The organism is Nocardiopsis baichengensis YIM 90130 (assembly GCF_000341205.1).
Taxonomy (GTDB): domain Bacteria; phylum Actinomycetota; class Actinomycetes; order Streptosporangiales; family Streptosporangiaceae; genus Nocardiopsis_A; species Nocardiopsis_A halophila.
The window spans coordinates 231,235-242,669 of sequence record NZ_ANAS01000020.1 but is presented as its reverse complement, the minus strand read 5'-3'; the positions used below and the strand labels follow the sequence as shown (position 1 = coordinate 242,669).

General features: G+C 71.4%; 8 protein-coding genes and 1 CRISPR repeat array. Of the genes, 5 read left to right on the top strand and 3 right to left on the bottom strand.

All coding sequences use genetic code 11. The features are described 5' to 3' along the window. Nucleotides 1-15: 15 nt before the first annotated feature. The 3 genes from casA to C892_RS0117725 all read right to left on the bottom strand — a co-directional run bounded on the left by casA (nucleotide 16) and on the right by C892_RS0117725 (nucleotide 6,207). Complete coding sequence (gene casA, locus C892_RS0117740; protein WP_017558278.1) at nucleotides 16-1,677, bottom strand: type I-E CRISPR-associated protein Cse1/CasA; 1,662 nt, start codon at nucleotides 1,675-1,677, stop codon at nucleotides 16-18. Next, nucleotides 1,667-4,564 (bottom strand): CRISPR-associated helicase/endonuclease Cas3, encoded by a 2,898-nt coding sequence (locus C892_RS0117735; protein WP_026124456.1) that lies wholly within the window; start codon nucleotides 4,562-4,564, stop codon nucleotides 1,667-1,669. Before C892_RS0117735 ends, casA begins: the two co-directional genes overlap by 11 nt. Before the next feature lie 173 nt (nucleotides 4,565-4,737). Continuing rightward, nucleotides 4,738-5,316: direct repeats of the CRISPR family, unit length 29 nt; unit sequence GGGAACAGCCCCGCGTGCGCGGGGAGCAG. Between the two features lie 327 nt (nucleotides 5,317-5,643). Continuing rightward, a complete protein-coding gene (locus C892_RS0117725; RefSeq protein WP_017558275.1) occupies nucleotides 5,644-6,207 on the bottom strand; it encodes a dihydrofolate reductase family protein in 564 nt (187 codons plus the stop codon). 206 nt (nucleotides 6,208-6,413) lie between these two features. Between C892_RS0117725 and C892_RS0117720 the strand changes: the two genes are divergently transcribed. The 5 genes from C892_RS0117720 to C892_RS30080 all read left to right on the top strand — a co-directional run bounded on the left by C892_RS0117720 (nucleotide 6,414) and on the right by C892_RS30080 (nucleotide 11,435). After that, nucleotides 6,414-7,178 (top strand): hypothetical protein, encoded by a 765-nt coding sequence (locus C892_RS0117720; RefSeq protein WP_017558274.1) that lies wholly within the window; start codon nucleotides 6,414-6,416, stop codon nucleotides 7,176-7,178. A gap of 333 nt (nucleotides 7,179-7,511) precedes the next feature. Continuing rightward, nucleotides 7,512-8,129, top strand: coding sequence for a Crp/Fnr family transcriptional regulator (locus tag C892_RS0117715; protein ID WP_239647427.1), 618 nt, complete (start codon nucleotides 7,512-7,514; stop codon nucleotides 8,127-8,129). Between the two features lie 182 nt (nucleotides 8,130-8,311). Continuing rightward, a complete protein-coding gene (locus tag C892_RS0117710) occupies nucleotides 8,312-9,040 on the top strand; it encodes a hypothetical protein (protein ID WP_017558272.1) in 729 nt (242 codons plus the stop codon). Nucleotides 9,041-9,118: 78 nt separating this feature from the next. Continuing rightward, on the top strand, nucleotides 9,119-10,849 hold the full coding sequence (locus C892_RS0117705) for an AbeC-like domain-containing protein (RefSeq protein WP_017558271.1): 1,731 nt from the start codon (nucleotides 9,119-9,121) through the stop codon (nucleotides 10,847-10,849). Between the two features lie 4 nt (nucleotides 10,850-10,853). Further along, the gene (locus C892_RS30080; protein WP_152513413.1) at nucleotides 10,854-11,435 is read left to right on the top strand and encodes a hypothetical protein; all 582 of its coding nucleotides are present in this window, start codon (nucleotides 10,854-10,856) and stop codon (nucleotides 11,433-11,435) included.

The following is an 11,435-nucleotide window of genomic DNA, read 5'->3' as shown; positions in this document are numbered from 1 at the left end:
GTGGGCTCCACGTGATCAGTCTCCGGGATCGTCGGGTTCCTGTGTCATGTGCAGGGCCTTGGAGAGGGCGTTGTGGAACCGCCGCTCGGCCCACCCGGCGTTCAGCCACAGCTCATCGCCGTTGTCGATCTCGATGATCCGGCCGCTCCACGCCCGCTCCCCGGCCGCGTCGACCAGTTCGCGGCCGATCGAGGCGACGGTCCGGTGCACCTGCCGCTGCCAGCTCCGGCGCGCCTCTTTCGGGGAGGAGTCGGAGGTCAGGTTCTCCAGCCACAACCGGAACAGGTGGTCGAGTTCGCCGAAGCCCCGATCCCGAGCCTGGGCGCGCGGGGCGTCGGCCTCCAGGCCGGCCGCACGGGCGATATCGGTGGCCAGGTTCCCCAGAACGAGGACCGCCTGGTCGGCGTCGGCCGTGGCGTCGATGGCCGCCTGCCGCAGCTGCGCGGAGTGGCGGGCCAGCAGGGTGATACGCATGTTGACCCTGTCGTCGGTCACCTCGTCGATGACCGACTGCTGGGTCCCGTACCTGGCACCCACCGTGCGCACGGACACGGGATGGTCCTTGGGGAGCGCCTCATCGTTGGCCAGGCGGGCGGCCCACTCCACCACGCCGGGGCGCATACGCTCGGCGGCCTCACCCCGCTGGCGCCCGGCCCGCCCCTGCAGCAGCGATTCCAGGCCCCGCCACGCGCTGCGGGCCGGATCGTGCTCGGCCGGCATGTAGACCGGGTTCTTGCCCAGCTTCTTCTCCTGGGTCGGGCTGCGCCGCCAGGCGGTCATCGGTTCGCGGTGGTGCTGGTTGGGTGCATCCAGCGGGTCGCCGTAGCACAGCAGTACCCCGTGGACCCCGTCGTCGTCGGCGAAGAGGCGGATGCGGCGCCCCTGCCAGGTGTACAGGTCGCGCAGGCCGTAGGGGCGGTAGACCTGCTCGGCTCCGCGCAGCGCGGCCGCACGCGCGGGCGGGAAGGCCCAGGCCGGCCGGTCCCGGTCGTCGGTGCGGATGTCGGAGTCGAAAGCGATCAGGTTGAGCAGCAGCGTCTCGCGCAGGTCCCGGCCTTCCAGGAAGACCCCGCCCAGGTTCCCGGCCCACCCGACGCCCTGGGGGTAGCCTTTGCCGTTCTTCACCCGCGCATCCCCCACGGCTCCGGACTTGATCCCGGAGGAGTCGTAGGCGTGGGCGTGCACGAGCCAGCGCGCCGCTTCTGCGAAGCCCAGCCGCTGGGCACCGCGGGCCCGCATGGTGAAGAACGGGGCCCCATTGGGCACGTCGGCGACGATCCGGTCCAGGGAGAAGAACTCGTCCTTGGCCGTGCGCAGGTCGGCGACCTGCATGAACGGGGTCTTGGGATGCAGAATGTCGAACCGTTCGCGGTGCCGGCCGAGGTAGTCGCGGATCTGTTGGACGGGCAGCTCCTTGGCCTCCCACAGCTCCTTCCACTCCTCGGGGTCGGCGGGACCGTCCAGGGCATCGTGCAGGACGGCCAGCAGCAGGCGCAGCAGGGCGAACTCTTGTGTGGGGAGATCGCCCACCAGGCGGCGGACGCCGTCCGGGCCGCTGTGGGCCCGCTCGAAGACCTCGATCAGCGACAGTTCGTCGTCTCTGCCGTCGTGCCCGCGCACCGGGATCCACGCCTGCTCGGTCAGGTCGAACCCCGCCGCGCCTCCGTCAGTGGCCATCGGTCACCTCGAGACCGTCCTCATGTGAGTAGTACGCGTCGAAGCCTGCCAGCCGGGCCCGACAATCCTCGTCGAGGATGAGGAGGAGCTCCCCGGCCACCCAGTGGGCGTCCTTGTCCTGCCAGGCCGGGAAGAGGTTCTGCTCCAGCTCCCCGATCACCCGGTCGATCACCCAAGGGGCCACCAGGGGGAAGGGCAGGCGTACCGCGCTTGCGGCGGCGATCCGCCCGGCCTCCTCGGACGGGGCGAAGTCGGTGGGCAGCTCGATGCCGCCTTTGCCCTGTTGCAAGCCGGGAAGGGTGGTGAGCACGCCGTCCGCGCGCCGCTGCAACAGCAGCACCTCCAGGCTTTCTCCGGCGTCGCGCACCTGCGCCCGGCCCCGCGGGCTGTCGTCGGTGTCCCCGACCCCGGCGTTGACCCACCCGATGAGCGAGCGCCCTGTCTTTGCGGGCACGTTGAGCAGGAACGCGCGCGCCTGATCTGCCTTGTCCGCCTCTTCGATCTCGTGCGCTTCCCGCGCCTGTTCCAGCTCTTCTTGCCACCCGGGGGGACCGATCGGATCGGGCCCGTAGGCGTCCTGGACCAGGCGGTCGATGTCGTCGGGCAGGACCACCGTTCCGCCAGCGGCGTTCCCGCCCTCCTCCGCCGGGAGGTGGGAGTCGAGGACCGCGGCTGCGCGCAGCAGGGGGTAGCGGCGGTAGACGAACTGCGAGCCCGCATCGGGCTCTGGGGGCTGCTGTCCCCAGTCGGCGCCGGTGATCAGGCAGCGGGCCGTGCGCAGGCCCTCGGGGCGCTGGCTCTGCCCCTGGCCGCGCAGGTGGCGGTGGAGGCGGCCCATGCGCTGCAGCATCAGGTCGACGGGGGCCAGGTCGGTGACCAGCAGGTCGAAGTCGATGTCCAGGGACTGTTCGGCCACCTGGCTGGCGACCACGATGCGGGGGTGCTGCGGGCGGTGCCCGCCGAGATCGGCGACCTTGGCCGGCGGCCCGAAGGCCGCCAGCAGCTCGCGGTCCTTGTCCGCCCGGTCCAGGTCGACGAAGCGCGCGTGCGCGACGCTGACCTCGACGTCTGTTCCGGCGAACCGGTCGCGCAGAACTTTGGCCGTGGCGTGGACCCTCTTGACGGTGTTGCGGACGACCAGCGCGCACCCGCCCCCGGCCAGTTCGGCTTCAAGGCGGTGGGCCAAGACGTCCAGGTCGTCATCAAGGCGTTCGATTCCGACCTCGGTCCTGCGCCCCGAGGCCTCCACGGCTTCCACCTGTGGCGCCTTTCCGGTTACGGCGCTGGTGAGGAGCGGATACCCCTGGGCCTTCTCGACCGCGTCGAACTCGAGCGAACCGCGCCGGGCCTGGCAGTAGGCCTCGGCCAGCTCCCTGCGGCGGCGCGCCGGCAGCGTCGCCGACAGGACCACCACCGGTACCCGGTAGGCGCCCAGCCAGGCGAGCACGGTGTCCAGGTAGGTGTTCATGTAGGTGTCGTAGGCGTGCGCCTCGTCGATCACCACGACCTTGCCCGCCACGGCCAGGTGCCGCAGCGCCAGGTGGCGGCTCTTCAGGCCCGCGAAGAGCAGCTGGTCGATCGTCCCGACCGCGAAGTCCGCGAGCATTCCCTTCTTGCGTCCGCGCAGCCACCAGTGGGCCGCCAGCCCGGGGCGACGCCCTTCAGGAGCGTCGCGCTCGATGCCGTCGGCGGATCCCACACCGGCGAAAGGCAGACCGGCGTAGTCGTCGTTGAGCGCGGCTTTCGAGTGCGCCAGGAACCCCGACGCCGAACCATCGATCCCTTCCAAGGAGTCGGCCCAGTCCGTCAGGCGCGAGAACATGGCGTTGCTGGTCGCCATGGTCGGAAGGGCGACGAAGCAGCCGCCCGCCCCGGACACCGCGGCCATGTGCTCGGCGGCCACGAGCGCCGCCTCGGTCTTGCCCTCACCCATCGGTGCTTCGATGACGAGCATGCCCGGCTCGTCCATAGACCGTGTGGCGGCGAGCGCGGCCTCCTGGACCGGCCGCACCCGGATTCCCTCATCCCATGAGAAGCGCGCGGCGAACACGTCCTGGGCACTGCCCTGCGGAAGGCGGGGGTGCCAACGGCCACGCAGGCCCAGTCGCTGCAGGGCACGGGAGACGCGCCCGTCGGCGGCGGTGCCCGCCTGCTGGAAGTAGGGGAACAGGGAAGCGTTGGAGGCGATCCAGTCACTGACGATCACCAGCGCGCTGAGGAGCACCTGACTCGGCTGCGGCAGCTTGACCGACGACCAGGCGTCCAAGTGCGGTCTGATGCCGCATGCGACAGCGGCGGCATCGAAGAGTTCGCACTGGACCCGCCGCCAGGCGTCGGTGCCCGTCGGCCCGTACAGCAGTTCGGGGTGGCCGAGGGCGTCTTGGAGATCGGCGTCAGTTGGAGGCACACCGTGGTGGCCTCCGACGACCGCTCCGAACTGCTGTGCGGTTCGCTTGGCCCACCCGTTCTCCTGGAGCCAGTCCACGAGGAGAAGCTGCCCGGCCATGCCGTGGGGTGCCAGCGATCGATCCTTGCCCATCTGAGCGGCCGAGCCCATCTTCAGCCCTTGCGAGCGCATGGCCTCGGCGAGCCCTTCCACCTGGCAGGCGAACGCCGGGGTGGCCTTACCGATGTCGTGCACCATCGCGAGCCAGACCACCAGCCTCCGCCCGTCGGCCTCACCGCCAGGAAGGGCCTCAGTTATGCGGGCCCGGACCTGAGGCGGGAGCCACTCATCCCAGAGGTAAGCCGCCGTTCCCGCACTGTCGCCCATGTGCCGCCAAAGGGGCAGCCAGCCACCGGAGTCCCAGTCGTGCTTGGCCCACACCGACCGCGCCGCATCAGTGAGGTCGGCGCCGAGCTCTCGGGCGTACTCCTCGTAGGACATGGACAGATTCAAACGCACCTGGAGACCTCGTCATGCCACAGTCCCCCTCACTGTCCGTATCCGGCCATTTGCAAGGCTTCCGCCTGATAAGCAGCCACTCCTCAATCCGATCGTCATAGCCCCCGCGTGCGCGGGGAGCAGCTGCCGTGCATCAACAGCAGGTTTGCCGGAGAGGGAACAGCCCCGCGTGCGCGGGGAGCAGCTGCGGCGGTGTCCATCTGGGTGCCTCCCCTGTGGAACAGCCCCGCGTGCGCGGGGAGCAGGCCCTGACCGAGCAGCGCGACCAGGCCGGCCTGGGAACAGCCCCGCGTGCGCGGGGAGTCAGGCAGGCGAGGATGAGATTCGCCCGCATGAGGCGGGAACAGCCCCGCGTGCGCGGGGAGCAGCAGATCGCCGAGATCGTGAGTCTGGCCGGCGAGGGAACAGCCCCGCGTGCGCGGGGAGCAGTCTGGGCCGTATCCGGCGTCTTTCCCTTAGGCGGGAACAGCCCCGCGTGCGCGGGGAGCAGGCGGACTTTCGACGACGTGAAATAGCCTTTAGGGGAACAGCCCCGCGTGCGCGGGGAGCAGCGCTCCCGAGCGGCTTCAAGGGAGTTCAGTTCGGGAACAGCCCCGCGTGCGCGGGGAGCAGACACGATCCAGGCGGGGATCGACGGGCTGCGGGGGAACAGCCCCGCGTGCGCGGGGAGCAGGCCCCACCGTGCGTAGCCGAAGTGCGCCATCAGGGAACAGCCCCGCGTGCGCGGGGAGCAGACTCGGTGACCTGGGACAACTTACCAAGCAATCTCTTGTTTTCGACAACTGTGCTCATTCCCCCCGTCACCGCCAGCGTAGCCACCGGCACCCCGAAATCGCCCCGATCCTTGTAGCATGCCGCCTGCCCAGGCTCCCTGTCAGAGAGCCTGGGCAGGCGCTAGGCTCTACACTCCCGGCGCCCGCAGCGGGATTGTCGCGCTGATCGTCAGCCGACGGCTTCCAGGACGACCGTTTTCCTGGGCTCCCACTGGGGCCGCCAGGCAAACGGGCGAAAATTCGGCCTTGCCAAGGAGCGATCCCGGATCGATGGTGCTCGTCGGGAACTCAGCGCTTGGTCTCGTACCTGTTCAGCACCACGCCGTCGGGGAACGTCCGGGTCTCCACCAGGCTCAGGCTCACCCGGTCGTCCAAGGCGGTGAAGAACGGCGTGCCGCCGCCCACCAGGACCGGGTGGGTGACGACCGCGTACTCGTCGATCAGCCCGGTCCGCATGGCCGCCGCGGCGAGTGTGGCACCGCCGATGTCCATGGGACCGCCGTCCTCGGCCTTGAGCCTGGTGATCTCGGTGACCGCGTCGCCGGTGACCAGACGGGCGTTCCCGTCGACCGCTCCGGCCGTCGAGGAGAACACCGCCTTCGGCATCTCCCGCCAGCGCCCGGCGAACTCGATCTCCGCCGGTGTGGCGCCCGGCTGCTCGTCGGCGGTCGGCCAGTAAGAGCTCATCGTCTCCCACAGTCGGCGCCCGTACAGCGCCAGGCCCGTCGCGGCCACCCGGTCGGACCACCACTGGAACAGCTCGCCGCTCGGCACGCTCCAGTCGAGGTCCCCGCCGGGCGCGGCGATGTAGCCGTCCAGGCTCAGGTTCATGCCGTAGGTCAGTTTCCGCATGGCGTCGGCCTCCCGTGAGTCGGTGCTCGGCGTACAGACCGGCACGGCGTGCAGAAATCATCGGTCGGGCCGCGCCGAGGGCGCGGACGCCCCTGCCGGAGGCATCGGCGCCTTAAGCCGTGCCGACCTGGGGTTCGTGTGAGCGGCATCGCTTCGGGCAAGGATCGGCGTGTCCTCTCCCCAGCCGACGGAAGGTCGAGATCCGCATGCCCACCGTGTGCTTCGCCCATGATCTCGGGGACAGACGGGTGTGGCAGCGCCTGATCGGTGTGCTGCCTCTCCGCGTCCGCGCGATCGTGGTGGAGCAGCCGCCCACCGGCCGCCTGGCTCCGGCCCGTGTGGCCGAGCACATCGAGGCCTCCGCCCGGCCCCTCCTCCCCGAAACCGGGGTGGACCTGGTGGTCGGCGCCGGCATCGCCGCCCGGGCCGCCGCGGAGCTGGCCGCCGACGGCACCGCCGCGCACGCCCTGCTCGTCGACCCCGACACCGCCGTCCTGGTCGGCCACCCCGACTTCCGCATGCCCGAGCCGGGCGAGGAGACCGCCGACTTCCTGCTCGCGATGGCCCCCTTCGATGAACGGTTCCGCGAGACCGGGATGCTGTCCGAGGAGGGGATCGCCGTCATGGTCGACCATTCCGTGGGCCGCAACACCTCCTTGGACGAGCAGGACCGGGACCTGCTGCGCGGCATCGCTTCCAAGAGGCTCACCGAAGCGATGCCCCTGGACATCTCCGACGCCCTCAGCGGCGAGGCCGAGGGCCCCGACTGGTTCGCCCGCCTGCGCGCGGCCCCAGAGCGGTTCACGGTCTACTCCGGGGACCTCCCCGCCCTGGGCGACCCGCTGCGCACCGTGCTGGCGCACGATGCCCCGCAGACGCGCGTCGTGCAGGGCTCCACCAGGACCGCGTACCCCTGGCTCGAGGCCCCGGAGGCCCTGGGCACCCTGATTGTGGAACGGCTGGGGCCCTGACCCGAAGGCCCGAGAGGCACCCCTCCGAACGGCGGCTTCCCGGCGCAGGCGCCTCGCCCGGAACGGCGCACCGCACCGCTCACTGTGAGTAAGACTTCGGGAACCGTCAGCGAGAACGCACAAGACTCCACGGGCTCGACATTCCAACGACGGAGCCCACATATCACGATGACATAACATTGATCCGATACCGCACCATCTCTCCTTCGCCCCGAAAAGCATGGGGATCATGCGAGGAGAACCCGACCGCACCGCCCGATCGTGACGGCAGGGGCGGCGATGGGAAGACAGGGCTTCGGCGAACTCCTGACGAATGAGCAGTGGAATCGCCTGGTGTCCGCCGGAAATCGACGGGTCTTCGCCCGTGGAGCCGTGGTCGTCCGCCAGGGGGAGACCGCAGAGACGGTGCACTTGCTCGGCGAGGGGAACGTCAAGATCAACGTCGTCCGCGCCGACGGCGCCGATTCACTGATCGGGCTGCGCGGCCCGGGCGAGCCGCTGGGCGAGCTTTCGGCCTACTCCGGCCTGCCGCGCACGGCCACCGCATCCGCGACCGGCGGGCCCTGCGTGACCCACGTCCTCACCGGCGAGCGCTTCCGGCTCCTCGTCACCGACATGGGCCTGGAGCGCCTGTTGTGGCAGCACGTCGTGCGGCGCCAGCAGGAGAACGAGGCGCTGAAGGCCGACCTCATCGCGATGGCGCCCCGACGGCGCCTGGCCGAGGTGCTCCTTCGGCTGTCGGCTCCCGGCGCTGGCGCCGGGGCACCGGCACGCGTGCTGCCCGTCATGCAGCGGGAGCTGGTCGGCGCCGTCGGACGCTCACGCTCCTGGATCCAGGAGGAGTTCAAGCGGCTGCGCGACGCCGGCGTCATCAGCACCGGCCGCGAGCTGGTCGTGATCCACGACGCCGAGGGTCTGTTGCGACTCGCGTGCGAGGAGGTCCCGGAGTGACGCGATCGACCCGCGGTCGGCGCGTGAGAAATTCCGGCCCTGTATCCAGTCCTGGACATACCGCCCGCACAACGGCCGTAATTCTGGACGCGTACCGCCGAATCGGCCGTACATGAATTCAGCGGAAGGCATGACATCCGATGACGGAAAGACTACGCCGCGTCCGGCGCACCAGTATCCCCATGCCGCATTACCGCGGTGTGGTGGCCGTGGACACCGAAAAGGCCTCCCTGAACGCCTCCCTCCACCAGCGGCTGCTGAGCGGCACGGTACCCGAGGCCCTCGAGGAGGCGTTCCGGCGCAGCGGCCTGGAGGGCGCCTGGGAACGCCGCTCGTTCCCCCAGCGCACCGGGGACGGCTACCTGATGGGCGTCAGCCCGGAGAACCTGCCCCTGCTCGTCGACCCCTTCCTCGGCGAGCTGCAGGGCGTCCTCGGCGAACTCCAGCCCGGACTGGCCTTCGAGGACCGCGGACTGCGCCTTCGGCTGCGCGCGTCGATCGGCGTCGGCCCGCTGCCCGACTCGGGCGGACCGAGCGACGGTATCGGCGCCGCCATGAACGACACGCACCGCCTGCTGGACTCCCCCGTGCTGCGTGCCGCCCTGGCCGACTCCGACCCCGACACCACCCACGTCGTCGCCGGTGTCACCCGACGTGTCTTCGAGGACGCCGTGCTTTCGGGCTACTGCTGCCTGGCACCGCGCCGGTTCACCCCCGTCGACGTAGACCTTCCGGAGAAGAGGCACCGCGCACAGTGCTATCTCTACACCCCCGTCCCCTCCCTGCTCCCTTCCGCGCCGGCGGACACGGCCGGAGCCGCGGACCGCGGCCGCGAACGGCCCCGGGCGGAGGCCGCCCGGCACCGCCCCCCGCAGGGCACCGTCAGGTTCGAGGCGGTCGACGATGCTTAGGCGGGGAGTGGTGCCCGCCCGTCCGCGCCGCCGGCCGGCGGCCGCCGGGGGCCGAGGCGACCGGGAGGCGAGGCCCGTATGACGCTCGAATCCACCCCGGACCCGACCGGCGCGCCCCGGACCGAGCCGATCGGCCAGGGCCCGGAGGGCACGGCCCCCGGTCCTATGGCCGGGGGCGGCCCCGCCCGTAGGACCGCCGCCCCGGACACCGAGGCATGGTCGCGCAGCGAGGTGACGCGGATGCTCAGTCTGTCCGGCTACCTCGACCGGGGATACCGGAGCCACGTGATCGCTCTGCTGGTGCGCGCAGGGCACCGGGCGGTGGCGCCTGCGCTGGGCTTCGACACCGCCGCCGTGCTCGCTCACTGCCTGCGCGCACGCGCCCTGGAGCGCGACGCCGCACGACGGATCGTCCTCGCCTGGGCGCTCCTGCTCACCCTGCTCGCGCTGGCCGCCTGGTGGATCCTCGCGGTAGGCGCGGCGGGCCTGTCGGGTCGGGAGCCGGGCGCAGGGCTCGCCCTGCTGCTGGCCGTCCTCGGCGCGGCCGCGTTCGTCCTGCTGGCACCGCAGGTTCCCGGCGCCTCCGCGCTCGGGACCGTTCACGACGCGGCGCTGCGGATCAGGGCGGTGATCCTGCCGACGGAGGCCGTGCGGGCCTATCGGGACCGCGTGCTGAAGATCCTGGTCCACGAGATGGCCGAGGGGTGCTTCAGCGGGCGGCCTCCGGAGGTGGCGTCCGAGCACCGCCAGATCTTCGACTCGATCCGGCGCGAGCAGTACTCGGCCGTGGTCCCCTACAACGTCACCGACCCGTTCCTCGGCGCGGGGATGCCCCTGAAGCAGTGGTCGATGGTCCTGGACCTGCGCCCGGCCCACGACAACGGGAAAGGAGCCGCGACGGAGGAAACGGGCGAGGGGCGTGCGCCCTGCGCGTCGGAACGCGTGCTCCCCGCACGGCGCATCATCGACGCGATACGCCCCCGGCTGGAGGGACTGACGGTGCCTTCCGCCTCCGGAGGCCGAGACCGCCTGGAGGGGCTGGACGTCACCGAGTGCGTGTACCTGCCCGCGCCGCTCCCCTACGGGCAGGGGAGATCCGCACTGAATACCGGCCCCGCCGACGACGTTTTCGTGGCGCTGCACCTGGCCGAGGCCGTCGGCGAGGGCGGAGAGCTGCGCCGGCACTTCCTTCGCGTCCGGGTGGGCGCCTGGGAGGAGGAGGTCGTCACGACGGTGTTCGTCCGCGTGCACACCCAAGGGGGGATGCTCTTCCTGGAGGTGGCACCGCACGTGCTGTTCCCCCTGTCCGAGGGGCACCACCACAGGGCCGCCCTCGTGGAGGCGGCGACGTGCGGCATGGACGTCCGGCGCGCTCTGGCCGCCTACCTGCGGATGCCGATCCGGCCGGACACCCTGCTGGGGACGCTGCTCTCCTTCCGCGAGGCCGAATCCGAAGAGCCGCCGAGCACCCAGGCGATGCCACCCGCGGCGAGCCTTCGGGAGCAGGTCTCCGCCGAACGGCTCTCCGTATTCCAGACCATGGACGTGGTGCGCTACGTCAAGACCGTCCACGAGCGCATTTCCGCGGGGGTGCACGAGGCACTGCACGATGCCGGTTTCCGGACCGAAGAGTTCCAGGAGCAGGTCCAGCAGTGGATCACCGTCGGCCAGGGCGGGGTCTTCGTCGGCGGCGACATGAGCGGCGGAGCGGTCGCCACCGGGCGGAACGCCCAGGCGCACAACGGGGAGCCGTCCGCTCGCAAGGGTGCCGGCGGTTCCGGAGGACCCGGCGGCGCTGGAAAGGGGTAGCGCCGTGCACGGACCAGGGCCCGCCCGCCTCACGGGCGAGCGCGACGACGAGTTCGAGGGAGACGTGGAGATGGGCGGAATCTACATCGGCGGTTCCATGACCGGGGGCGCCATCGCCGGCGGGGACGAGGCCGTCGCCGAGGACCGCGGTCGGCGCACGGGGGAGGCGGCGCTCCCGGCACCGCCGCCGCCGACGTCGCGGCCGGTCAGCGCCCCTGCCGGACAGGTGGTGGTCGCCGGGCACGTCACCGGCGGCGCGGCGGCGGCGGGCCGCGGCAGCCGGGCGGTGGACCGCTCGGAGCGGACGGCCGGCACCGAACGGGAGCTGCGCGCCCGCCTGGAAGAGGTCCGCCGCGAGCTGGAGCGGCGACCCCGAACGTTCGAGGTCGAGGCGGTCGCCGGTGAGCTGGCCGCCGCCGAATCACAGATCACGGACTCCGGGACCGACCGCGGCCTCGTGCGGCGGCTGCTCGACCTGTTCCAGGGCGGCAGCACGGTGCTGCGCGAGACCGAGGCGGCCGCGCAGGTGATGGAGACGCTGCAGGGGTCCCTGGCGGTACTGGACGCCGCCGGGGGCGAGGAATGA

What these genes read in the sequence shown, in the direction of transcription:
- casA (WP_017558278.1), bottom strand. Translation starts at nt 1,677, where the DNA reads ATGGCCACTGACGGAGGCGCGGCGGGGTTCGACCTGACCGAGCAGGCG.
- C892_RS0117735 (WP_026124456.1), bottom strand. Translation starts at nt 4,564, where the DNA reads ATGTCCTACGAGGAGTACGCCCGAGAGCTCGGCGCCGACCTCACTGAT.
- C892_RS0117725 (WP_017558275.1), bottom strand. Translation starts at nt 6,207, where the DNA reads ATGCGGAAACTGACCTACGGCATGAACCTGAGCCTGGACGGCTACATC.
- C892_RS0117720 (WP_017558274.1), top strand. Translation starts at nt 6,414, where the DNA reads ATGCCCACCGTGTGCTTCGCCCATGATCTCGGGGACAGACGGGTGTGG.
- C892_RS0117710 (WP_017558272.1), top strand. Translation starts at nt 8,312, where the DNA reads ATGCCGCATTACCGCGGTGTGGTGGCCGTGGACACCGAAAAGGCCTCC.
- C892_RS0117705 (WP_017558271.1), top strand. Translation starts at nt 9,119, where the DNA reads ATGACGCTCGAATCCACCCCGGACCCGACCGGCGCGCCCCGGACCGAG.